Source organism: Sphaerimonospora cavernae (assembly GCF_042435035.1).
GTDB lineage: Bacteria > Actinomycetota > Actinomycetes > Streptosporangiales > Streptosporangiaceae > Sphaerimonospora > Sphaerimonospora cavernae.
Genome location: NZ_JBHMQT010000001.1, coordinates 1 through 23,946, shown reverse-complemented (window position 1 = coordinate 23,946; position 23,946 = coordinate 1). Strand labels below are relative to the sequence as shown.

The 23,946-nt window shown below is 70.6% G+C and carries 19 protein-coding genes, 2 tRNA genes and 1 pseudogene; 17 read left to right on the top strand and 5 right to left on the bottom strand.

The features are described 5' to 3' along the window. Nucleotides 1–78: 78 nt before the first annotated feature. The 16 genes and pseudogenes from ACFHYQ_RS00110 to ACFHYQ_RS00035 all read left to right on the top strand — a co-directional run. Nucleotides 79–1,185 (top strand): annotated as a pseudogene (locus ACFHYQ_RS00110) (MFS transporter); the annotation flags it as partial. Between the two features lie 34 nt (nt 1,186–1,219). Continuing rightward, a complete protein-coding gene (locus ACFHYQ_RS00105) occupies nt 1,220–2,071 on the top strand; it encodes an SRPBCC family protein (protein WP_394298997.1) in 852 nt (283 codons plus the stop codon). 387 nt (nt 2,072–2,458) lie between these two features. Beyond that, complete coding sequence (locus tag ACFHYQ_RS00100; RefSeq protein WP_394298971.1) at nt 2,459–3,667, top strand: MFS transporter; 1,209 nt, start codon at nt 2,459–2,461, stop codon at nt 3,665–3,667. Between the two features lie 60 nt (nt 3,668–3,727). Then, nucleotides 3,728–7,393 carry a nitrate reductase subunit alpha gene (locus ACFHYQ_RS00095; protein ID WP_394298970.1) on the top strand — a complete coding sequence of 1,222 codons (3,666 nt, stop codon included), beginning with the start codon at nt 3,728–3,730 and terminating at the stop codon, nt 7,391–7,393. After that, on the top strand, nt 7,393–9,048 hold the full coding sequence (narH, locus tag ACFHYQ_RS00090; RefSeq protein WP_394298969.1) for a nitrate reductase subunit beta: 1,656 nt from the start codon (nt 7,393–7,395) through the stop codon (nt 9,046–9,048). The genes ACFHYQ_RS00095 and narH overlap by 1 nt, the downstream gene beginning before the upstream one ends. Continuing rightward, nucleotides 9,045–9,710: a nitrate reductase molybdenum cofactor assembly chaperone gene (gene narJ, locus ACFHYQ_RS00085; protein ID WP_394298968.1), complete on the top strand. Its 666-nt coding sequence runs from the start codon at nt 9,045–9,047 to the stop codon at nt 9,708–9,710. Before narH ends, narJ begins: the two co-directional genes overlap by 4 nt. Beyond that, entirely contained in the window at nt 9,707–10,441 is a 735-nt protein-coding gene (narI, locus tag ACFHYQ_RS00080; protein WP_394298967.1) for a respiratory nitrate reductase subunit gamma, read from the top strand. The genes narJ and narI overlap by 4 nt, the downstream gene beginning before the upstream one ends. A gap of 182 nt (nt 10,442–10,623) precedes the next feature. Next, nucleotides 10,624–10,696: transfer RNA gene (locus ACFHYQ_RS00075), tRNA-Ala, on the top strand. 367 nt (nt 10,697–11,063) lie between these two features. Then, the gene (locus tag ACFHYQ_RS00070; RefSeq protein WP_394298966.1) at nt 11,064–11,729 is read left to right on the top strand and encodes a class I SAM-dependent methyltransferase; all 666 of its coding nucleotides are present in this window, start codon (nt 11,064–11,066) and stop codon (nt 11,727–11,729) included. Nucleotides 11,730–11,744: 15 nt separating this feature from the next. After that, nucleotides 11,745–13,235: an ATP-binding SpoIIE family protein phosphatase gene (locus ACFHYQ_RS00065; RefSeq protein ID WP_394298965.1), complete on the top strand. Its 1,491-nt coding sequence runs from the start codon at nt 11,745–11,747 to the stop codon at nt 13,233–13,235. 70 nt (nt 13,236–13,305) lie between these two features. Further along, nucleotides 13,306–13,378: transfer RNA gene (locus ACFHYQ_RS00060), tRNA-Ala, on the top strand. 61 nt (nt 13,379–13,439) lie between these two features. After that, on the top strand, nt 13,440–13,739 hold the full coding sequence (locus ACFHYQ_RS00055; protein ID WP_394298964.1) for an MFS transporter: 300 nt from the start codon (nt 13,440–13,442) through the stop codon (nt 13,737–13,739). Between the two features lie 47 nt (nt 13,740–13,786). Further along, nucleotides 13,787–14,821: a hypothetical protein gene (locus ACFHYQ_RS00050; protein ID WP_394298963.1), complete on the top strand. Its 1,035-nt coding sequence runs from the start codon at nt 13,787–13,789 to the stop codon at nt 14,819–14,821. Nucleotides 14,822–14,851: 30 nt separating this feature from the next. Then, nucleotides 14,852–15,439 (top strand): Maf family protein, encoded by a 588-nt coding sequence (locus tag ACFHYQ_RS00045; protein WP_394298962.1) that lies wholly within the window; start codon nt 14,852–14,854, stop codon nt 15,437–15,439. A 10-nt stretch (nt 15,440–15,449) separates the two neighbouring features. Then, entirely contained in the window at nt 15,450–16,307 is an 858-nt protein-coding gene (locus ACFHYQ_RS00040; protein ID WP_394298961.1) for an EI24 domain-containing protein, read from the top strand. A gap of 95 nt (nt 16,308–16,402) precedes the next feature. Then, nucleotides 16,403–17,467 (top strand): DUF4192 domain-containing protein, encoded by a 1,065-nt coding sequence (locus tag ACFHYQ_RS00035; RefSeq protein ID WP_394298960.1) that lies wholly within the window; start codon nt 16,403–16,405, stop codon nt 17,465–17,467. Between the two features lie 26 nt (nt 17,468–17,493). Here ACFHYQ_RS00035 and ACFHYQ_RS00030 read toward each other — a convergent pair whose 3' ends face one another. Then, the gene (locus ACFHYQ_RS00030; protein ID WP_204015896.1) at nt 17,494–17,844 is read right to left on the bottom strand and encodes a hypothetical protein; all 351 of its coding nucleotides are present in this window, start codon (nt 17,842–17,844) and stop codon (nt 17,494–17,496) included. 169 nt (nt 17,845–18,013) lie between these two features. Here ACFHYQ_RS00030 and ACFHYQ_RS00025 point away from each other — a divergent pair, with 169 nt between their 5' ends. Beyond that, complete coding sequence (locus ACFHYQ_RS00025) at nt 18,014–18,595, top strand: DUF1707 and DUF4870 domain-containing protein (RefSeq protein ID WP_394298959.1); 582 nt, start codon at nt 18,014–18,016, stop codon at nt 18,593–18,595. A gap of 20 nt (nt 18,596–18,615) precedes the next feature. Here the strand turns inward: ACFHYQ_RS00025 and ACFHYQ_RS00020 are convergent, their stop codons facing one another. From ACFHYQ_RS00020 to ACFHYQ_RS00005, 4 genes are all read right to left on the bottom strand, one after another. Next, the gene (locus ACFHYQ_RS00020) at nt 18,616–20,142 is read right to left on the bottom strand and encodes an ATP-dependent DNA ligase (protein ID WP_394298958.1); all 1,527 of its coding nucleotides are present in this window, start codon (nt 20,140–20,142) and stop codon (nt 18,616–18,618) included. Nucleotides 20,143–20,191: 49 nt separating this feature from the next. Beyond that, nucleotides 20,192–21,658 carry a glycosyltransferase family 39 protein gene (locus ACFHYQ_RS00015; RefSeq protein ID WP_394298957.1) on the bottom strand — a complete coding sequence of 489 codons (1,467 nt, stop codon included), beginning with the start codon at nt 21,656–21,658 and terminating at the stop codon, nt 20,192–20,194. Nucleotides 21,659–21,767: 109 nt separating this feature from the next. Beyond that, nucleotides 21,768–22,142, bottom strand: coding sequence for an FKBP-type peptidyl-prolyl cis-trans isomerase (locus tag ACFHYQ_RS00010; RefSeq protein WP_394298956.1), 375 nt, complete (start codon nt 22,140–22,142; stop codon nt 21,768–21,770). A gap of 211 nt (nt 22,143–22,353) precedes the next feature. Further along, nucleotides 22,354–23,793, bottom strand: coding sequence for a GuaB1 family IMP dehydrogenase-related protein (locus ACFHYQ_RS00005; RefSeq protein ID WP_394298955.1), 1,440 nt, complete (start codon nt 23,791–23,793; stop codon nt 22,354–22,356). Nucleotides 23,794–23,946: the final 153 nt, after the last annotated feature.

Here is a 23,946-nt window from a genome sequence, read left to right as displayed (position 1 = left end):
ACATTTGAGACCTATGTGAAACCCGATCGCGAATGTTCCGACATGCCTGCTATGATTGCCCGGTCATAGGATGATTACATGATCGGCCGAGTAGGGAGTGTCGCCGGCATGAGTGCCGTTGCTGAATTACCGGGGGAGCGTCACCGGAGCCTGGTGCCCTGGCTCATCGCCGGGGGGATCGCCCTGGCGGCGCTGAACCTGCGGACCGCCGTGACCAGCGTGGGGCCGGTCCTCGACCAGGTCGCCGCCGGACTCCGGATGTCCGCGGCGATGGCCGGGCTGCTCACGACGCTGCCGGTGCTCTGCTTCGCCGTGTTCGGCGCCATGACGCCCGCGCTGGCCCGTCGCATGGGTGAGCAGCGGCTGATCCTGGTCGCGCTCGTCCTCCTCGGCGCCGGCATGGCGGCGCGTTCGCTGGTCGACAGCGCAGGGGTGTTCCTGGCGGCCAGCGTGGTGGCGCTGGCCGGTGGCGCGATCGGCAACGTGGTGATCCCGGCGCTGATCAAGCGGCATTTCCCCCGGCGCGGCAGCGCCATGACGACCGTCTACACGACGGGCCTGGCCGCCGGAACGATGATCGCGGCCGCCGCGACGGTGCCCATCCAGCAGGCCGCCGGCGGCAGCTGGCACGTGGCCCTCGGTGCATGGGCGGTCCTGGCCGTCGTCGCCGCCATTCCGTGGCTCGCGCTGTGGCGTGGTGAGCCGCGGCGGCGAAACACCTCCGCGGTGCGCACCGCCCCCGCCGAGCTCGGCGGTCGGGGCAGGATGCTGCGGAGCAGGCTCGCCTGGGCCGTCGCCGGATACTTCGGCTCCCAGTCGATGATCGCGTACATCATGTTCGGCTGGCTCCCCCTGCTGCTGCGGGCCGGCGGGTACACCGCCGGTCAGGCGGGGCTGGTCCTGGCGGTGTTCACCGGCCTCGGGATCCCCGTCTCGATCGTGGTGCCGGTGCTGGCGACCCGTTTCCGCGACCAGCGGCCGGTGATGGCCGGTTTCGTGGTGTGCTATCTGGTCGGGTTCGCCGGGCTGCTCACCGGTCACGCGTTGTGGCTCTGGTCGATCTTCGTGGCCGTCGGCATGGGCTCCTTCCCGCTGGCGCTGTCCATGCTGGCTCTGCGTACCAGGTCGGCAGCGGCGACCGCAGGACTGTCCGCGTTCGGGCAGAGCGCCGGATATCTGATCGCGGGTGTCGGCCCGATCGCCTTCGGCGTACTCCACGATGTGGGCGGCGGCTGGGCGCTGCCGTTCGGCCTGCTGTTCGCCGCGGTGGGCGTTCAGGCGGTCACCGGCTGGTATGCGGGGGCGAACCGGGTGCTCGAAGACGAGCAGCGCGTTTCCCGTCGGAGTGGACGGTTGCGCGGTCGATTCCGGGGCAGTGGCGTCCGAGGCGACCACGGAAGGGGGAGGAATGAGCTCGATCGAGCACTCCGTCGAGGTGAACGTCCCGGTCAGGACTGTGTACGACCAGTGGACGCGGTTCGAGAGCTTCCCGGAGTTCATGGAAGGCGTGGAGTCGGTCAAACAGATCGACGACACGCGAACGCACTGGATTGTCGAGATCGCCGGCGTCCGCCGGGAGTTCGAGGCGGAGATCACCGAACAGCACCCGGACGAGAGGGTGGCCTGGCGGTCTCTCGACAGGCCGAGGCATGCGGGGGTGGTGACGTTCCACAGGCTGAGCGGCGACACGGCCCGGGTGACGCTGCAGATGGAGCACGATCCCGAGGGCCTGGCCGAGAAGGCGGGCGAACTGCTGCAGATCGTTCGCTTGCGCGTAAGGGGTGACCTGGAGCGCTTCAAGGAGTTCATGGAGAAGCACGGCGGCGAGACCGGAGGCTGGCGGGGCGAGGTCCCCGGTCCGCATCAGCGGGGCGGGGACGAGGGGGAGAGACGGCCCACGGGCTCGGGCACCGGATACGACATCGACGAACCGATGCCGCCGCAGCCGGTGCAGCCTGAATATCCGCCCACGCCCCCGCTTCCCCCGCCCGGTGCCGGTCCGGTCCCGCCGATTCCGCCGCGTGACGGGGGCCCCGCCACGCCGCCCGGCGCGCCGGGACCCGTCATTTAGAGGGAACGTCAGTGGATCTGTCCGGCTCCGCGGTGCGTACGGCGGAGCCGCCGCGCTTGGCCGCGTTTGGCCGCGCTTGGCAAGGCAGCCCGAGGCGACCTGACCTCGCCTCGGGCTGCCGTGAGGCAAGCCTAAGCCCTCCTCCTTCGTTCCCACGCCCGGGGGTGGCCTTGAGGTGGTCGACCGTGGATGATCAGCCGCGGCGGCGAGCCCTCCGACGGGTGGGATACGGCGGGCTGAATATCGAAATCGTGGAGATTCTCTGACGGTCGCGTGAACGGCGGCCCTTCGGGCAGGGAGCAAGGGACCAAGGACCCTGATGTCCCCTTCGCGCTGTCCGGCAGGCTGGAAAGCGTGAAAGCCATGCTTGCCTCCCCGGAGGGTGGAATGACAGCCGTCGCTGCCGTGCCGGAGACGAGGAAGGGCGGCCGGGCGGCCGCCCTCGCGCTCGCCACCGCGGGTTTCGCGGTGAACTTCTGGGCCTGGGCCCTGATCAGCCCGCTCGGGCCGACGTACAAGGAACTGCTCGGCCTGACCCCCTTCGAGGTGTCGGTCCTGGTGGCGATCCCGGTCATCGTCGGGTCGCTGGGCCGGATCGTGCTGGGTGCGCTGACCGACCGGTACGGCGGCCGCCTGATGTTCGGCCTGGCAAGCCTGGTCGGCGTGATCCCGGTGATCTTCCTGGCGTTCGCCGGCAGCTATTCGGCACTGCTGACCGGTGGGCTCGTGCTCGGTCTCACCGGGGCGACCTTCGCCATCGGCGTGCCGTACGTCAACGCGTGGTTCCCGCCGGAGCGCCGGGGCCTGGCTCTGGGGATCTTCGGAATGGGCAACATCGGCACCGCGATCTCAGGTTTCGCCACCCCGTGGCTGGCCGACGAGTTCGGCCGCCAGGTCCCGTTCTTCGTGGTCGCCGCGGCGCTGGTGGTCGTCGGGCTCGCCTTCCTGGCGGTCGGCCGCGACGCGCCGGGAATGCAGCGGGCGTCCGAGCCGTTCCTCACCCGGTTCACGGCCGCGGCCCGGCTGCGGATCACCCGCGAGCTGGCCGCGATGTACGCGCTGACCTTCGGCGGCTTCGTGGCGTTCGGCGTCTACCTCCCGCTCTACCTCAAGGAGGTCTACGGCCTGAGCACGGCGGACGCCGCCGCCCGCGCCGCCGGTTTCGTGGTGCTGGCCACGCTGACCCGCCCGGTCGGCGGGTGGCTGGCCGACCGGGTGGGAGGCGCCCCGGTGCTCGCCTACTCGCTCGCCGTCGCGTTCACCTGCGCGATCATCGTCTCCTTCGCCCCGGCCATGCCGCTGGCGACGGTAGGCTTCCTGGTTCTGGCCGCGGCGCTCGGCCTGGGCAACGGGGCGGTGTTCGCGCTGCTCGGGCGGAAGGTGCCCGCCGCGATGGTGGGCAGCGCCACCGGCGTGGTCGGCGCGGCGGGCGGCCTGGGCGGATTCCTGCCCCCGATCGTGATGGGGCTCATCTATCAGGCCACCGGGTCGTACTCCATCGGGCTGATGCTGCTCGCCGCTGTCACGTCCGCCGCGTTCGTCTACTGCTGGTTCATTCTCAGGCAGCGCATCGGACACGCCGGTACGGCGGCATGATCCGGGAAAATCCAGCCTGATTGGGCATAGTGAATGATCCGGCGGAGAAAGAGGACATAGATGTCGAGGATTGACGGGCCGGTCGACGACGCCCTGCTGAAGCTGGGCCGGCACCTGCGGCGCGGCCAGGTGGGCGAGGACCTGCGGACGCTTCACCAGATCGGGGGACGCCGGGGTGACGTGTTCTACCGTGACCGGTGGAGCCACGACAAGGTCGTGCGGTCCACCCACGGGGTGAACTGCACCGGCTCGTGCTCCTGGAAGGTGTACGTCAAGGACGGGATCATCACCTGGGAGGCCCAGCAGACCGACTATCCCAGCGTGGGCGGCGACCGGCCGGAGTACGAGCCCCGCGGCTGCCCGCGCGGCGCGGCGTTCTCCTGGTACACCTACTCCCCGACCAGGGTGCGCTTCCCGTACGCCAGGGGCGCGCTGGTGGAGATGTACCGCGAGGCCAAGGCCCGGCTGGGCGACCCGGTGGCGGCCTGGGCGGAGATCACTTCGGACCCGGACAAGCGCCGCCGCTACCAGTCCATCCGCGGCAAGGGCGGGCTGGTCCGGGTCACCTGGGAGGAGGCCGCGGAGATCGTCGCCGCGGCGCACGTGCACACGATCAAGACCTACGGTCCCGACCGGGTCGCCGGGTTCTCCCCGATCCCGGCCATGTCGATGGCCTCACACGCCGTCGGCGCCCGGTTCATCTCGATGATCGGCGGCACGATGCTGTCGTTCTACGACTGGTACGCCGACCTGCCGGTGGCCTCTCCGCAGGTGTTCGGCGACCAGACCGACGTGCCGGAGTCGGCCGACTGGTGGGACGCTGCCTACCTGATGCTGTGGGGTTCCAACGTCCCGGTCACCCGTACCCCGGACGCGCACTATATGGCCGAGGCGCGCTACCGCGGGCAGAAGGTCGTCGTGATGGCCCCCGACTACAACGACGCGGCCAAGTTCGCCGACGAGTGGCTCGCCCCGCATCCGGGCACCGACGGCGCCCTGGCCATGGCCATGGGACATGTGATCCTCAAGGAGTTCTTCGTTCAGCGGGAGACGCCGCACTTCGTCGACTACGTCAAGCGGTTCACCGATCTCCCCTTCCTCGTACGGCTCCGCGAGCATGACGGGGGCGGCTACGTCCCCGGCAAGTTCCTCACCGCGGCCGACCTCGGCGAGGAGGGCGAGGAGGCGGCGTTCAAGACCGTGCTGCTCGACCGGCGGACCGGCGAACCCGTCGTCCCGGGCGGCTCGCTCGGCTTCCGCTATTCGGAGGAGGGGCAGGGCCGGTGGAACCTCGACCTCGGCGACGTCGACCCCACACTCACCCTGATCGATGAGGAGGAGGCCGTACCGGTCTCGCTGCCCCGCTTCGACCCCGCTGCGGAGGCGGAGGACGGCGGGGGAGTGCTGCGCCGCGGCGTGCCGGTCCGGCGCGTGGGCGGCCACCTCGTCACCACGGTCTTCGACCTGCTGCTCGCGCAGTACGGCGTGGGCCGTGACGGGGTGCCGGGCCAGTGGCCGGCCGGATACGACGACCCGGCCGTGCCGTACACGCCGGCCTGGCAGGAGAAGATCACCTCGGTGCCGGCCGCGGCCGCGGCCAGGATCGCCCGGGAGTTCGCGCGGAACGCCGAGGAGTCCAAGGGCCGCTCGATGATCATCCTGGGGGCCGGTACCAACCACTGGTTCCACTCCGACACGATGTACCGTGCGTTTCTCGCGCTGGTGACGCTCACCGGCTGCCAGGGCGTCAACGGCGGCGGATGGGCGCACTACGTGGGGCAGGAGAAGTGCCGTCCGATCACCGGCTGGGCTCAGCTGGCGTTCGGCCTCGACTGGAAGCGCCCGCCCCGGCAGATGATCGGCACGGCGTACTTCTACCTGCACACCGACCAGTGGCGCTACGACGCCCACACCGCCGATGTGGTCGCCTCGCCGCTCGGCTCGGGCGTCTTCAACGGGAAGACGAGCGTCGACCTGCTCTCGCAGTCGGCCCGGATGGGCTGGATGCCGTCCTACCCCACGTTCAACCGCAACTCGCTGGATCTCGCCGACGCGGCCGAGGCCGCCGGCGGGCAGCCCGGGACGTACATCGCGGAGCAGGTGCGGGCGGGCGAGCTCGGCTTCGCCTGCGAGGACCCGGACGCGCCGGAGAACTGGCCGCGCGTGCTCACGGTCTGGCGGGCCAACCTGCTCGGATCGTCGGCCAAGGGCAACGAGTACTTCCTGCGTCACCTGCTCGGCACCGACTCCTCCGTACGAGCCGAGGAGCTCGGGCCCGACCAGCGGCCCAAGGACGTGACCTGGCGGGAGGAGGGGCCGCGCGGCAAGCTCGACCTGCTGCTGTCGCTGGACTTCCGCATGACGTCGACGACGCTGTTCTCCGACATCGTGCTCCCGGCGGCCACGTGGTACGAGAAGCACGACCTGTCGTCGACCGACATGCACCCGTTCGTCCACGCGTTCACCCCGGCGATCGACCCGCCGTGGCAGACCCGGACCGACTTCGCCGCGTTCCACGCGATCGCCAAGGCGTTCAGCACGCTCGCCCGCACCCACCTGGGCGTGCGCAAGGATCTCGTGGCCGCTCCGCTGCTGCACGACACGCCCGACGAGCTGGCCAACCCGCACGGGCTGGTACGCGACTGGCGGGAGACCGGCCAGACGCCGGTGCCGGGCCGCACGTTCCCCAAGGTCGTGGTGGTGGAGCGGGACTACGGCGCGATCGCCGAGCAGATGGCCGCGCTCGGGCCGCTGGCCGACCGGCTGGGCGCCACGACCAAGGGCATCACGTTCGACGTCGAGGCCGAGGTCGAACGGCTGCGCCGGATCAACGGGACCGTGCACGGGGGCGTCGCCGAGGGGCGGCCGTCCCTGGCCACCGACGTCCAGATGTGCGAGACGATCCTCGCCCTGTCCGGCACCACCAACGGTCACCTGGCCGCCCAGGGCTTCGCCACGCTCGCCCGGCGCACCGGGACCGACATGTCCGGCCTGGCCGACGAGCATCGGCAGATCACCTTCGCCGACACCCAGGCCCGCCCGGTGCCGGTGATCACCTCGCCGGAGTGGTCGGGCAGCGAGACCGACGGGCGGCGCTACTCCGCCTTCACGATCAACTTGGAGCACCGCAAGCCCTGGCACACGCTGACCGGGCGGCAGCACTTCTACCTCGACCACGACTGGATGCAGGAGGCCGGCGAGACGATGCCCGTCTACCGGCCGCCGCTGAACACGGCCGCGCTGGTCGACGCCGCGGCGGGCGCCGGCGACGGCGTCGCCGTGCGGTATCTGACCCCGCACTCCAAGTGGTCGATCCACTCCGAGTATCAGGACAACCTGCTGATGCTGACGCTGTCGCGCGGCGGCCCGACCATCTGGATGAGCCCGGCCGACGCGGCGCGGGCCGGGATCTCCGACAACGACTGGGTCGAGGCGGTCAACCGCAACGGCGTCGTCGTCGCCCGTGCCGTGGTCTCCCACCGGATGCCCGACGGCACCGTGTACATGTACCACGCCCAGGAGCGGGTCGTGGACGTGCCGAAGAGCGAGACCTCCGGCCGTCGCGGGGGCATCCACAACAGCCTCACCCGGCTGCTGCTCAAGCCCACCCACCTCATCGGCGGCTACGCCCAGCTCTCCTTCGCCTTCAACTACCTCGGCCCGACGGGCCACCAGCGCGACGAGATCACGGTGATCCGCCGCCGTTCCCAGGAGGTCGACTACTGATGACCAGGGTTATGGCGCAGCTCGCCATGGTGATGAACCTGGACAAGTGCATCGGCTGCCACACCTGCTCGGTCACCTGCAAGCAGGCCTGGACCAACCGGGCGGGCATGGAGTACGTCTGGTTCAACAACGTCGAGACCCGGCCCGGCCAGGGCTACCCCCGCACCTACCAGGACCAGGAGAAGTGGAAGGGCGGCTGGGAGCTCGGCAGGAACGGCCGGCTGCGGCTGAAGGCCGGCGGGCGGCTGCGCAAGTTGCTGACGATCTTCGCCAACCCGCTCATGCCGTCCATAAACGACTACTACGAGCCCTGGACCTACGACTACGACCGGCTGTTCTCGGCTCCGGTGAGCGAGGACACCCCGGTGGCCCGGCCCAGGTCGCTCATCACGGGCGAGCCGACGAAGATCAGGTGGAGTGCCAACTGGGACGACAACCTGGCCGGGGCTCCCGAGCTGGCTCCGGCCGACCCCGTGCTGCGCAAGGTGTCCGGCGAGGTCAAGCTGGAGTTCGAGCGGGCCTTCATGTTCTACCTGCCCCGCATCTGCGAGCACTGCCTCAACCCCTCGTGCGTGGCCTCCTGCCCGTCGGGGGCGATGTACAAGCGGTCGGAGGACGGCATCGTCCTGGTGGACCAGGACCGCTGCCGCGGCTGGCGGATGTGCGTCACGGGCTGCCCGTACAAGAAGGTGTACTTCAACCATCGGACCGGCAAGGCCGAGAAGTGCACGTTCTGCTACCCGAGGGTGGAGGTCGGCATCCCGACCGTGTGCGCGGAGACCTGCGTCGGCCGGCTGCGCTACATCGGGCTGATCCTCTACGACGCCGACCGCGTCGCCGAGGCCGCCGCGGTCAAGGACGAGAAGGCGCTGCTGGAGGCGCAGAAGAGCGTCATGCTCGACCCGCACGACCCCGAGGTGATCGCCGCGGCCCGTGAGTCCGGCATCCCGGAGGACTGGCTGGAGGCGGCGAAGCGCTCGCCGATCCACAAGCTGATCTTCGAGTACGGCGTGGCCCTGCCGCTGCACCCCGAATACCGCACGATGCCGATGGTCTGGTACATCCCACCGCTGTCGCCCGTCGTCGACGTGCTGACCAACACCGGACATGACGGAGAGAAGGCGGGCAACCTGTTCGGCGCGATCGACGCGCTGCGCATCCCCATCGGCTACCTGGCCGAGATCTTCAGCGCGGGCGACCCCGAACCGGTCCGTGCCGTGCTGCGCCGCCTGGCCGCGATGCGGTCCTACATGCGGGACGTGAACCTCGGCCGGGAGCGCGACGAGTCGATCGCGGCCGAGGTCGGCATGACCGGCGAGACGATCGAGGAGATGTACCGCCTGCTGGCCATCGCCGCCTACAACGAGCGGTACGTCATCCCCAAGGCGCACGCCGAGCAGGGCGCCAAGCTGGAGGAGCTCGCCACCGGCTGCAGCCTCGACTACGAGGGCGGCCCCGGCATGGGCGGCCCGTTCGGCGAGGCGTCCGGCGAGCCCGCCCCGGTGGCCGTGGAGAACTTCCACGCGCTGAAGGAACGCCAGGACACCGATGTGCTGGGCCGGGCCGACGAACTGCGCGGCCGGGTCAACCTGCTCAACTGGGACGGCAAGGGCATGCCCGACGGGCTGTTCCCGAACCGGAAGGAGGAGTCGTGACCGACCAGCGTGCCGTACGGAACGTGCACATGGCGGCGTCGGTGCTGCTGGGCTACCCCGACGAGCGGCTCATCGAGGCGCTGCCGGTGCTCTCCCAGACCGTGGCCGGGCTGCCGTCCGGCGGGGGCCTGGGCGAGGCCGCGGCCCACCTGGCCGCCTTCGCCGACCACGTGGCCGCAACCCCGCTGCCCGAACTGGCCGCGCACTACGTCGCGGTCTTCGATCTCAAGCGCCGCTGCTGCCCGTACCTCACGTATTACACCTACGGCGACACGCGAAAGCGCGGCATGGCGTTGCTGCGGTTCAAGCACGCCTACCGCGAGGCGGGCTTCGAGGTGACCGACGAACTGCCCGACCACCTCGCCGTGGTGTGCGAGCTGTCCGGCCGGGGCGCCACCGAGGCGGCCGGACGGCTGCTGCGGGAGCACCGCGCCGGGGTCGAGACCCTGCTGCACGCGCTGCGGGCCGAGGCCTCGCCGTACGCCGAGGTGGTCGCGGCGGTGCTGGCGACCCTGCCCGAGCCCACCGCGCGCGAGCGCGCCGCCGCCCTGCGGCTGGCCGCCGAGGGCCCGCCGGCCGAGGAAGTCGGCCTGGAACCCTTCAGCTTGGACGCAAGCCTGGAATCCGCTGGTATGGCCCCGACGCGGGGAGGATCTCGATGAACGCGCTCGATGTGACGCTGTGGGTCATCGTCCCGTACGTGTCCCTTACGGTGTTCGTGCTCGGCCATGTCTGGCGCTACCGGTACGACAAGTTCGGCTGGACCACCCGCTCGTCCCAGATGTACGAGTCGCGGCTGCTGCGGATCGGCAGCCCGCTGTTCCACTTCGGCATCCTCGTGGTGGCGCTCGGTCACATCGGCGGCCTGGTGATCCCCAAGAGCTGGACCGAGGCCGTCGGGGTGAGCGAGGAGGCCTATCACCTCTCGGCCATCGTGCTCGGCACGATCGCGGGCGTCTGCACAGTCGCGGGCATGGCGATCCTGATCTACCGCCGCCGCACCGTCGGCCCGGTGTTCACCGCCACCACCCGCAACGACAAGCTGATGTACGCCCTGCTCGCGCTGACGATCCTGCTCGGGCTGGCCGCGACCGTCATGGCCAACATCGTCGGCGGCGGTTACGACTACAGAACCACGATCTCCCCATGGTTCCGGTCGATCTTCTACCTCCAGCCGGAGGGGAGCCTGATGGCGGGCGCGCCGCTGCTGTTCAAGCTGCACGCGCTCAGCGCGCTGGTGCTGTTCGCCGTGTGGCCGTTCACCCGGCTGGTGCACATGCTGACCGCTCCGGTCGGCTATCTGACCCGTCCGTACATCGTGTACCGCAGCCGGGAGGACCGGGCGGGCTCCCGCCCGCCGCGCCGAGGCTGGGAGCCGATCGGCCGACCCTGACTCCCGCCGTGGACTCCCGCCGTGCCGTACCGGCATCCTGTCGCCGCTGAAGCACGGTACGGCACGGCGGACGAGACCGGGCCTCTCCCCGAGCCGCACGGGGAGGGGCCCGCATCGGGGCGGCGGCTCGCGCCGATTACCGTCCTCGCGCGGACTCCTATACACTGGGCTCGCGATCGCAAGGGGCTATAGCGCAGCTGGTAGCGCACCTCCATGGCATGGAGGGGGTCTGGGGTTCGAGTCCCCATAGCTCCACCGAAGTTGAAGGGCCGTCTCCTGTTGGGAGGCGGCCTTTTCGATGTCTCCCAGCCGGTTTCCCGCCGCCCCCGGCACCCGGGGCGGGTGCCTTCCTGTACGCGGACCGCAGGTCGGCACCGTTGTCGCGTTTCTGAGAGCGCTCCAACGCCGCTTACGGGCGAGGCGTCGTCGGCGACAGCAGGTCAAGGAGGTGCCCGCGGCGTGATGTGGCGGAGGGTGACACCTTGATCACGAGACTTGACAGTGATCTCTGACAGATCGAACTGGTTAAATATCAAACTAGCTGTGGAATGGCTTGACTTTGCCGGGTCATGGCCCTTATTTAAGAGAAGGTAAAGACAGCTGATCACCGTTGGCGGCGAGGATGACAATCGAATCAGGGTCGGGCGGTCTCGGTGACGAGTACCGTGCGCTCCAGGCCGAGGCGTTCAATCGCATCGGTTCGCGGTATGACGAGGCCTTCCCCTACAAGGAAGGGCAGGTCGCCGCAGGTGAGTGGATGATCAAGCAGCTCCAGCCGGGTGCCCGCGTCCTCGACGTCGGCTGCGGCACCGGCTCGCCCACGGCACGCCAGTTCGCCGAGGCCGGCTGCGAAGTGGTCGGCATCGACATCTCACCCGTGATGCTGGACCTGGCCAGGCAGCACGTCCCCGTGGGCACCTTCCTGGAGATGGACGTGCTCGACCTCAACGGCTCGCTCGGCACGTTCGACGCCGTGACGGCCTTCTTCAGCCTGCTCATGCTGCCCCGCGCCGAGATCGGCAAGGCGCTCGCGAACCTGCGCGCGGTGCTCGCGCCCGGCGGCCTGCTCTCGCTGAGCATGGTGGAATTCGACCTCGACGACGTGCCTTTCCAGTTTCTCGGGGCGCCGATCCGGGTGACCGGGTATGTGCGCGACGAGTTGCGTGCGGTCGTCGAGGGCGCCGGTTTCACTGTGCTTTCGGAGAACCACGTTTCGTACGCCCCGGCGACCACGCAGTCCCCGCCCGAAATCCAGTTGTTCCTCAATTGCCGTAGCGACGGGTTCTGAGCGGCGGGATGACCCGTGTCGTGGGACGGGGAGACCCTCACCGAGTTGGCCTATCTCGGCCGGGCCGTACAGGCCATCGGCGACAGCCCGAATCCGCAGGAGGCGGCCCGGCTGCTGTGCGAGGCGGCGGTGCCCAGGCTGGCGGACGCCGCGGCGGTCTACGTCGAGGGCGAGGCGCGGCACCGCGTCGACCCCGCGCGGCGGCTGCCGCACCGGTGGACCGGCGAGTTGCCGCATGGTCCGGAACTGCTCGATGAGCATCTGGTCGCGGTGCCGCTCCGCGCGTACGGCAAGCCGGTCGGCTCCGCCCTGCTCGCCAGGGATCGGGCGCGCCGGCCGTTCGGCGAGGGCGACATGCTCGCGGCCGGACAACTCGGCGTGCCCGCAGCGCTCACGATCTTTCATGAGCGGCTGCACCGGCAGCAGCTCGAGACCGTGGAGATCCTCCAGCGGGGGATCCGCCCCGACAGCCCGCCCGACCTGCCGGGGGTCGACATCTCCTTCCGCTACCGGCCCGCGGCCGAGCGGGTGGGCGGCGACTGGTTCGACGTGATCCCGCTGCCGGGCAGCAGGGTCGCCCTCGTCGTGGGCGACGTCATGGGCCACGGCCCGGCGGCCGCCGCTGTGATGGGCCGCCTCCGCACGGCGGTGCAGACCCTGGCCGCGCTCGATCTGCCCGCCGAGCAGGTGCTCCACTCGCTCGACGAGGTCGCGCAGCGGCTGGCCGACCAGACGATCACGACCTGCGTCTACTGCGTGTACGACCCGGTGCTGCGCCGGTGCACGATCGCCAGTGCCGGGCACCCGCCGCCCGTCCTCGTGGGGCCGGAGGGTGGGGCGGAGATGCTGTTCCCGCCCCGTTGCCCGCCGATCGGGCTCGGCCGTACGCCGTACGAGACGATGGAGATCCCGGTGGCGGACGGTAGCATGCTCGTCCTCTATACCGACGGCCTCGTGGAGGAGCGTGGCCGGGACATCGGCCAGAGCGTCGAGGAACTGCGCGGCAAGCTCGCACAACCCGGTCCGATCGAGGAGATGTGCGACCGGGTGCTGCCAACGGTCAATTCGGATGACGTCACGCTGCTGGCCATCCGGTTCCGGGGGATCCCCGGCGAGCACGTCGCGCAGTGGATGGTGGAACCCCAGGCGATGGCTCCGGCGAAGGTTCGCGGCCTGGTCCGCCGGACGCTGGCCTCCTGGGGGCTCGAATCGATGGTCCCGATGGCTCAGCTCCTCGCGTCCGAGCTCGTGACGAACGCGGTGCGACGGACCTCCCGCCCGATCACGATCAGGCTGCTGCGCACCGACGCACTGCTGTGCGAGGTGAGCGACGACGACCACCGGATGCCGGCGCTGCACGAGCCCGGGCTGCTGGACGAGTACGGCCGGGGGCTGTACCTGGTCAGCCAGCTCGCCGAACGCTGGGGGACCAGTCGGGTCGCCGGAGGCAAGACCGTCTGGTTCGCGATGCCGCTGCCCGCCGGGACCGCCTCCGTCGGGCCGTGACCCCGCGCGCGTTGGGTTGCGGTCCCGAAGTCCTATACACTGGCGTGGCACCGCGATCGCGGCGGTGCGCGGGGCTATAGCGCAGCTGGTAGCGCACCTCCATGGCATGGAGGGGGTCTGGGGTTCGAGTCCCCATAGCTCCACCGGTTTCAAGCAGGCGTACGGAAGATCTGGCGACGTAGGCGAGCGCCACAGCCGCCAGGATTGACCGCCGCGAGAGCGTTGCATCGCGCCTGGATCGTGGCCGCCGCCTTCGTCGCCGTCATCGGAGCGGCGGGCTTCCGCGCCACCCCGAGCGTCTTGATCAACCCGCTGCGGGACGAGTTCGGCTGGAGCCGGGGCACGTTCTCGCTCGTGATCTCGGTGAACCTCATGCTGTACGGGCTGTGCGCTCCGTTCGCCGCGGCGCTCATGGACCGGTTCGGCATGCGGCGGGTGGTCTCGGGCGGCGCTGCCGGTCCGGTGATCCGTACCGCAGCGGAGGCGGGCGTTCCCGAAGTGTGACAGGGATCGTGCCCGGACATACCGGCATATGCCGTACGCTCCCGAACGTGGCACCTGGGGACTATGGGAATAAGGCTGTTCCCACATACATCGCGGCCGAGGCGGAGACGACACCTCTACCGAAGATCACGGTCCCAGAGGCGCCGCCGCCGCCGAATTCCGGCAGAGCCCTCGGCGACCTGCCGATGCGCGTGGTCTACCGGGTGATCGCGGGTGCCGTCGCCGTCGTCGTGGTGGGCACGGTCGCCACCGTCGTGCTGCTCAACCGGGACGACGCCGCTCCCCGAGCCCAGGCCGCGGATATCCCGGTGGGGGTCCAGCCCACCGCGATGCCGACTACCGGGGAGAGCCCAGGCGAGAGCACTGGGCTGACCTCTGGGCCGACCTCTGGGCCGACCGCCGAAGCCCTCGCTGCCACGGCAGGTCCGGATGGCGCGACGCCGAGCCCCGAGTCGAGTCAGTCGAGTTCCGCGGCGTCCGACTCGCCGTCGGGCGCGCGCAGCGCGATGGACGCCGCGCTGTCCGACCCGAGGGTGCCGACGTTGACGACGAGCACCCGTAAGCTGCGTGCGCTGCCGGGCCGAACCACCACCACCCGGGGACTGGTCAAGGACCAGCGCTCCGGCGTGGCCTTCCCACGGTTCGCCAAGGTCTGGAAGGCCGCCAGGGGCAACCCGTTCGCCTCACGTCAGATGCTGCCCGCGGCCAAGGGGTCGCAGTTCCGCGGGATGCTGGTCTCCTGCCCCGTTCCCATCCCGGTGCAGGAGAGCCTGCGCGACACCGCCTTCCTCGCGGCGCGCTGGACGCTCAACCACCAACCCTCCGGGGCGACGATCACCTGGTCGGCCTCCCAGCCGCTCAAGGTCAGCAAGCGGGACGGCTGGCTGCTGGGATATCGGGTGAACTACACGATCAAGGGCAAGAAACGGACGTCGTCGGCGGCGCTCGCGCTCCTCGACGTCCCCGGCAGGAAGCCCGGCCTCGTGTTCATCTCGATCCCCGACAGCCAGGAGAAGTACTGGAAGGACATCTACAAGGTGATGTCCTCCCTCCACGTGCTGCCGCAGGAGAACGAGGACTGAGACGGGACTCCGGGCGGGTAGGCTTCCGGTGTGACCGAGCTCGTGCTTGCCTCCGCATCACCCGCCCGACTCGGCGTACTGCGCGCGGCCGGGCTCGACCCCAAGGTGATCGTCAGCGGGGTGGACGAGGACGCCGTCACCGCCGGCTCTCCCGAGGAACTCTGCCTCGCCCTTGCCGAAGCCAAAGCCGGCGCCGTGTCCCGGACCCTCAACGAGGGTCTCGTCATCGGCTGCGACTCCGTGCTCGAACTCGACGGCGTCGCGTACGGCAAGCCCGGCTCGCCGGAGGAGGCGGTACGCCGCTGGCGGATGATGCGGGGGAGGACCGGCAGGCTGCTGACCGGACACTGCGTCAAGGACGTGACGGGAGGCGGCACGGCCAAGGCGGTGGGATCGACCGTCGTGCGATTCGGCACCCCGACCGACGACGAGATCGCCGCGTACGTCGCCAGCGGGGAGCCGCTGCGCGTCGCCGGGGCGTTCACCCTCGACGGCCTCGGCGGCTGGTTCATCGACGGCATCGACGGCGATCACGGCAACGTGCTCGGGATCTCGCTGCCCCTGCTCGGCCGCCTGTTCGCCGAACTCGGAGTGCCCGTCACGAGCCTTTGGCGGTAGCCTGCCCGGCGTGAACGGGAATGATCGTGACAGCGCCGGTGGGACCGGCCGGCCTGCTACTGGGCGGCCTGCCAATGGGCGGGGCGGTCCGGGTGGTTTCGCCGACGGCGTCGGCTACTGCTTCAAGGGGCTCGGCTGGGTCGCCAGGCACCCGGGATGGTGGCTGTTCGGGCTGATCCCGGCCTTGATCGCGCTCGTTCTCTACGTCGTCGCACTGGTATGGCTCGGCACGCACGCCGGTGACATCGCCGCCTGGGCCACGCCGTTCGCCGACGGCTGGGGCTGGCGCGACGTGTTCCGGGTCCTCGTCGGCGTCGTCGTCTTCGTGGCCGGCCTCGGCCTCGCCGTACTGACCTTCACCGCGGTCGCGCTGGCCATCGGGGAGCCCTTCTACGAGAAGCTGTCGGAGAAGGTGGAGGAGGATCTCGGCGGGATGCCCGACGGGCCGGAACAGCCGTTCTGGCGGTCGTTCTTCCGGTCCATCCGCGACAGCGTCATCACGCTTGGATACGTCCTGATGTTCACGATCCCGCTGTTCGTGCTCGGGTTCGTGCCGGTGATCGGTCAGACCGTCGTGCCGGTGCTCGGGGCCATCGTCTCGGGCTTCTTCCTCACCGTGGAGCTCACCGCGCTGGCGATGGAACGCCGGGGTCTCGCACGCCGGGAGCGGTTCGCCCTGCTCCGGTCGAACAAGGCGGTGTCGCTCGGCTTCGGCGTCCCCATCTTCCTGGCTTTCCTCGTGCCGCTCGTCAGCGTGATCATCATGCCGGCCGCCGTGGCCGGCGCCGCCATGCTCGTCCGCCTGCACCTGGCACGACCTGGGCCGGGGTTCTCTCCCGGAGATGAGTTTTCCCCAGAGCATGGGTGATTGTGGCCGATCTGTTCGGTTGGGTAGCCCGCGTTCTCCCCAGAGCGGCGTTCGGCGGGGAGGCGGGGGAAGCGGGTGGGGCACGCTTTGGCCCCATGACCGCTATGCCGAAGCTCGTGCTCTCCACCCCGGCGGACATCCTCGCCGCCGTGCCGTACCTCATCGGGTTCCATCCCGCCGACAGCCTCGTCGTCACCGGCTTCGACGGGAAGGCGCTGCGGCTGAGCACGCGGTGGGACCTGCCACCCCGGCCGGGGGACCTCGACCGGATCATCCCGCTGCTGCGGCGGGAACAGGTCACGGTGGCCCTCCTGGTCGGGTACGGCCCGGGCCACCTCGTGACTCCCGCCGTCGATCAGGTCATGCGACTGCTCGCCGGGGCAGGCATCGGCCTGGCCGAGGCTTTGCGGGCCGACGAGGGCCGCTACTGGTCGTACGCCTGTGTCGACACCGCCTGCTGCCCGGCCGAGGGTACGCCGTACGACCCCGCGTTCAGCCGGGTGGCCGCCGAGGCCGTCATGCACGGGCTGGTCGCGCTGCCAGACCGCGGCAGCCTGCGGCGCTCGCTCGAGCCGTCCGGTGGACCGGCGATGCGGGAGGTCGCCGGGCGCGTCGCGACCGAGCTGCGAGCCAGGCTGGCCGGGACAGGCGTGCCCACCGACGGGTTCGCCGCCCGGTTCGTCGCCGACGGCCTGGCCCGGGTCCGCGCCGCGATCGAACGGTACACCTCCGGCGGCCGGCTGGACGACGACGAGGCGGCCCGCCTGGGCTTCGATCTCACGGTCATCCGCATACGCGACGAGGCGTGGGCGCTGCTCGACGACCGTGACTCCCACATCGCCCTGTGGCGGGACCTCACCCGGAGGCTGGAGCCGCGATACGTCGCGCCCTCCGCCTCACTGCTGGCCGCCGCGGCCTGGCGTGAGGGAGACTGCGCGCTGGCGAGCATGGCCGTGGACCGGGCGCTGGCCGCCGACCCCGGCTACTCCATGGCGATCCTGCTGCGGCAGGCCCTGGCGCATCTGCTGCCACCCGCCGCGCTGCGCGACCGCATGCCCACTCCAGAGGAGATCGACATCGAGATGGGTCCGCCGAACTCGCGATGGCTGATGCCGTTACGCGCCCTGCTGGGAGAGGAGCCGACCGCGCTGGCGGGCTGAGCCGCCGCTCTGAAGGCCGGCGCGTGCTACGCGAGTTCGTCGCTCTCGGCCTGGCGGCGCCGTTCGTTGTAGGCGCGCATCCGCGCGGGATAGCCGGTGAGCTGCACGTCGTAGACCGGCAGCGCGAGATCCCGGGCGACCTTGCCGATCACCGCGGGCGACCCGACGCGGCGGCGGGTCCATTCCCCGTCGTGCGCCACGGCGACCGCCGTGGTCTCGGTCGCGAAGGTCTCCGGCTCGACGTAGAACTCGACGCCGCGCCGCGTCTTGGCGAACTCGATGAGCGCCTCGATGTCCTCATCGGTCGCCGCGCGGTCGAACTTGGCCACGCGTGGCCCGCGCCGTCGCCTGAGGCCATAGCGATCTCGCCATCCCATAGCGCTTTTATACCGCTTCGCGATCACGAACGCGTTAAGTTCGTCTCCCGTGGACTTCTCGGGGCCAGGTCCGGGATTTCCCTGATGCCTGCCCCGTCCCGCCGCCCCGAAGATGGATGCAGACTTGATGTAGGGCCATTGACGGCCACTGACGGAAGGCGATGCTTTGATGCCGGCGGCAGCGACACCACGATGGCAGGGGCGCGGGCCCGTGCCGCACCCTCAGCTACGCGTGACCGACGCGGACCGCGATCAGGTGGTCGAGCACGTGAAGGCGGCCTTCGCCGCGGGCAGACTCGACAAGATCGAGATGGATGAACGGCTGGATCGTGCCATGACCGCGCGCACACATGCGGACCTCACGCCGATAATGGCCGATCTTTACGGCACGCGTCCCGCCTATGTGCCGCCCCCGTCGGCGTACACGGGGCCGAATGATGAATCCCGCGACCGCCTCCTCGGCGCCGGGGCGCATCTGCTGTCGCTGGCCGGCCTGTTCGTGATCGGTCCGCTGGTCATCATGCTGGCGGCGGGCAGCGGTTCGCCCTATGTCAGGAGACACGCGGTGGAGGCGCTGAACTTCCACCTCACCCTGTTCGGCGCGACGATCCTGCTGCCGTTCACCATCATCGGCATCCCCCTGATACCGGTCTACTGGATCCTGTGGTTCGTGCTGTCCATCGTCGCCGGGGTGTCGGCCCTGTCAGGAGGTGAGTTCCGCTACCCCCTGACAATCCGTCTCGTGAAATGAACCTGTGAAATGAGCACCGCTCAGGGCAGGAGCGCGCGGACCGTCTCGACCGTGTCGGCCTCATCGGGCCGCTTGTCCGGCCGGTAGCGCAGCACGCGGGCGAACCGCAGTGCCATCCCGCCCGGATAGCGGCTCGAGCGCTGGACGCCGTCAAAGGCGATCTCCACGACGAGTTCGGGTTTGACCATGACCACCCAGTCGTCGGCGGGGCCCTCGGCCAGCCGCAGGAACTGCTCGGTCTGCCAGCTCAGCAGTTCGTCGGTCAGGCCCTTGAAGGTCTTGCCGAGCATCACGAAGCCGCCGGTCTCGGGATCGAGAGCGCCCAGATGGAGATTGGACAGCCGGCCCTGGCGTCGGCCGCCGCCCCATTCGGCGGCCAGCACCACGAGGTCCAGGGCGTGCCGCGGCTTCACCTTGACCCAACCGGCTCCGCGCCGGCCAGCGGCGTACGACGTGCACGGCGACTTCACCACAACGCCCTCGTGACCGCGCCGCAGCGCGTCGGCGAAGAACTCCTCACCCGCGTCGGCGTCGGCGGTGACGAGGCGCGGGGTGACCATCTCGGCCGGCACGGCGGCCTCCAGAGCGGCGTGCCGCTCCTCGTCCGGCAGGTCGAGCAGGTCGGCCCCCCCGACACGCAGCGCGTCGAAGAAGAAGACGCTGAGCGGCACGGTCTTTCGGAGCGCGTCGACCCCGATCTTGCCGGCGACCCGGCCTGAGGTGACCTGGAACGGCTCCGGGCGGCCGTCGGGCCGTAGCGCGATCACCTCGCCGTCGAGCACCAGGTCGGTGTCGGGCAGCGCGGCGACCGCCTCGACCACTTCGGGGACCTGAGAGGTGATGTCGTCGAGGGCGCGGGTGAACACGGTCACCTGGTCGCCTCGCCGGTGGGTCTGCACCCGCACGCCGTCGAGCTTCCACTCGATCGCGGCCGGGCCGCCGATCTTCTCCAGCGCGGCGGTGACGCTCGGCGCGCTCTGCGCGAGCATCGGCGCGACCGGGCGGCCGACCTCGAGGTGGAACGCGCGCAGCGCCGACACGCCGCCGCCCAGCGCGGTCGCTCCCACCGCCGGCAGCCAGCCTCGCAGGGTCAGCGCGCGGCGGACCTCGGCCGCGGGCACGTCCGCCGCCTTGGCGATCGCCTCGACCATCACACCGCCCTGCGCCCCCTGGCGGAGCTCACCCGTCAGCAGCCGTTTCAGGAACGCCTGCTCCTGCCGGGTCACCGCGGCGAAGAGTTCATTGAGCAGGTCCCGGCGCGCGGCCTGCGAGCCGGGGCCGGACCGGGACCCGATCCGTTCGAGCAGCGCGTCTACCTGGGCGAGGGTCGCCGTCGCGACCTGACGAGGCTCGGGCAGATCACGCAGGCGGCGCCAGCCGACGCCGATCTGGCGCTGCCGCAGCTCGCCGGACAGATAGGCGATCGCGATCTCGGCCTCGTCCGGCCCGACCCGGCCCAGCAACTCGGCCAGGTGCCCGATCTTGGCCGTGCGCGCTCGGTCCGCGGCGACGGCCGCCGACGTGCGGGCGAGATCGATCAGCAACACAAAGTAATCCTGCCTCACGACCGCCCGATCCGGCCATGGCGGGTGGGTGTCAGCTGTAGTGGCGCATGGCCGGCCACAGCTCATGCCATGGCCGGAGGGGATCACGGCAGATGGTGATCGGCCTGCCCTGTTCCTCGCCCGGCATCCCGTTCAGGTTCGCCGCGACCGAGCAGCGGGCGAACCCATCGGTCGGATTGAAGCCGACCACGACCACGGTCCGGGCGCTCTCCGGCGGCGGACCCCACCACCACAGCTCGTTGTGCGGGCTGTGGACGGGCGGCAGCCCGAACTCGCCCGCCCACCGGTCGAGCGCCCCCGCCTGTCCGTAGTTCGAGGCCAGCAGCACCGCGTCCGCCCGCTCCGACGCTGGAAGTTCGCTCACCACCCGGCCGACCTGCCGCGCGAGATCGCGCATCCCGACGGACTCGCGGGCCACCTCGTTCATCGCGGCGACCGGGGTGCCGCCGAGCGAGGCGGCCGGGATGACGGGCAGCGCCGTCACGACCGCGATCACCGCGCTGATGGCCAATGCGGTCACCAGCGTTCGCCGCCAACGCCAGTCGGCGGCGACGACGCAGCCGGCCGCGAACAGATAGAGCAGGAACCCCGCCGTGTAGTCGGGGCGGCCGCCGGAGTACAGCGTGAGCGCGCAGCCCAGCGGGTACGCGATCGCGAACGCCCGTGTCGTGCGGCCGCGCCACAGCCTGAGCCAGCCCGCGACGCAGATCACCGCCTGGGGCGGGCCGAGCAGCACGAGCTGCAGCGGCACGAAAGCGATCCGGTTGTCCGTGCCCTCGTCGATTCGCAGGGCATCGGCCATCTGGAGCTGCGGCCAGTCGTGCGTCGCCTGATAGACGAGATTGGGCGAGGCGATCACGATCGCCAGCAGTGCGCCGATCCACAGCCGCCGGTCCCGCAGGACCTCGCGCGGGCCGGCCGCCAGGATGCCCACGCCGACACCGCCCAGCAGCAGCACGATCAGGTCGCGGTTGTACGTGGCCGCACCCGCGATCACGCCCACCGCGAGCCAGTACCGCCCGTCGCCCCGCACGAGCACGCGCGCCAGGCACAGCGCGGCCGCGGCCCACACCAGCATGTCCGGGGTGAGCGTCAGCAGCGAGTGCCCGGCGATCAGAGGGAAGACCCCGGTGGCGGTGCCGGCGGCGGCCAGGAGCTGTGCCGTACGGCTCCCGCCGAACTCGCGGGCGATGAGAGCGACGAGCACGACGATGATCCCGGCCGCCAGGGCCGGGAAGATCCGCAGGGCGACGACGGTGTCGCCGAAGACCGCCGTGGACACCCGCGCGATCATCGGGGTGAGCGGTGGCGTGTCGAAGTACCCCAGCTGGGGGTGCTCGCCCAGCAGCCGGAAGTACAGCTCGTCGCGGTGGTAGCCGTACCAGGGACTGACGGCGAGCAGCACCGCGACGACGATCATCGCGATCACCGCGATCGGACGTCTGGCGAACGGGGGGAGTTGACGGGTGGCGGGGGCGAGGTCGGCGGCCATGGTCATCGGACCATCATCGACGTCAGGAGCCCGCCCGCGCCAGACCGGGTCCCGCCATGCCGGAGCCCGTCTGCTGGGCTTCGATCGGACCGGGTTCGATCGGGCCCGCGGGCTGTCAGCCGACGCCGAGCAGATCGACGACGAAGATGAGCGTCTCGCCCGGCTTGATGACGTTGCCCGCGCCGCGGTTGCCGTACCCGAGGTGCGGGGGGATCGTGAGGCGGCGCCGCCCGCCGACCTTCATGCCGACCACGCCGCGGTCCCACCCGGCGATGACGCGGCCGCCGCCCAGCGGGAACTGGAACGGCTGGCCCCGGTTCCATGACGCGTCGAACTCCTCGCCGGTGGAGAAGGCGACTCCGACGTAGTGCACGGTGACGTTCTGCCCCGCCTGGGCCTCGGGTCCGTCTCCCTCGACGAGGTCGACGATCTCCAGGTCGGCGGGCGGTTCGCCCTCGGGGAAGTCGATCTCGGGCTTCTCCGCTGTCACGTGCGTCTCCTGTCCTCTCGCGCCGGGGGCTTCCGGCGGAGATCGACTCTACCGGTCGGACCCGCCCCGCCGCGCCGTGTCGAGGGTCGCGCCCCGCGCGGTTTCCGCGCCCTTGGCGGCGGCCAGGGCGCCTCCAACGGGTAGTGCGGTCGTTGCCTGACCGCACTACCGTCAGGGGATGGCCATGCCTGTCCCGGCCGCGAGGGCGGGGTCACCAACTCTGGTGGAGCGGCATGCCCTCGCTGTATCCGGAGGCGCTCTGCACGCCCACGACGGCCCGCCCGTGGAACTCCTCCAGGTCGGCCGCGCCGGCATAGGTGCAGGACGACCGCAGGCCCGCGACGATGGCGTCGATCTGGTCCTCGACGCTCGGCCGCACCGGATCCAGGTACATCCGCGACGTCGAGATGCCCTCCTCGAACAGCGCCTTGCGCGCCCGCTCGAACGGCGAGTCCTCGGCGGTGCGCAGCCGTACGGCACGGGCCGAGGCCATGCCGTAGTTCTCCTTGTAGGCGCGGCCGTCGGGCGCGATCCGGGTGTCTCCCGGCGACTCGTACGTCCCGGCGAACCACGAGCCGATCATCACGTTGGACGCGCCGGCCGCGAGCGCGAGCGCGACGTCGCGCGGATGGCGCACGCCGCCGTCGGCCCACACGTGGCGGCCCAGTGCGCGGGCCTGCGCGGCGCACTCCAGCACGGCGGAGAACTGCGGCCGGCCCACGCCGGTCATCATCCGGGTGGTGCACATCGCGCCCGGCCCGACGCCGACCTTGATGATGTCGGCCCCCGCTTCGACCAGGTCGCGCACGCCCTCGGCCGTGACGACGTTGCCCGCCGCGACCGGTACGTCCGGGCCGAGCGCGCGGACCGCCCGGAGGGCGGAGATCATCTTCTCCTGGTGGCCGTGGGCCGTGTCGACCACGAGCACGTCCACGCCCGCCTCCAGCAGTTCCTTGGCCCTGGCGGCGACGTCGCCGTTCACGCCGACGGCGGCGCCGATGCGCAGCCGGCCCTCCGCGTCGACCGCCGGCCGGTACAACGTGGAGCGCAGCGCTCCCGTACGGGTGAGGATGCCGACCACGCTGCCGTCCTCGTCGACGACCGGGGCGAGGCGGTGGCGGCCCTCGTGCAGCGCGGCGAACGCGGCCTGCGGGTCGATCCCGCGCGGCAGCGTCTGCGGCGAGGCCGACATGATCTGGGAGAGCTGGGTGAACATGTCCACCCCCTGACAGTCGGCCTCGGTGACGACACCGACCGGGCGGTTCTGCCAGTCCACCACGATCACCGCGCCGTGCGCCCGCTTGGGCAGCAGGCTCAGCGCCTCGCCGACCGTGTGGTGGGCCGTCAGCGTGATCGGGGTGTCATGGACCAGGTCGCGGGCCTTCACCCATTGGACGACCTCGGCCACCACGTCGATCGGGATGTCCTGGGGGATGATGGCGATGCCGCCGCGGCGGGCCACGGTCTCCGCCATGCGGCGTCCGGCCACCGCGGTCATGTTGGCCACCACGACGGGGAGCGTGGTGCCGGTGCCGTCGTTCGTCGAGAGATCTACGGCAAGCCGTGACCCGATCGCCGATCGGGACGGCACCATGAAGACATCGCTGTACGTGAGATCGTAGGGCGGCGTCACATCATTTAGGAATCGCACGTCTGTCCAGCCTATGTGGTGAGCGGTCGTAATCCGGCATTCCCGGCCCGGGACGAGGGGAGGCCCGGACACCGGATACATTGACCTCGCTTGAGAGACATCCCAGGAGCTTGAATGTCAAGCTGCAAGCTTTTCGACACGATGCGACCAAGC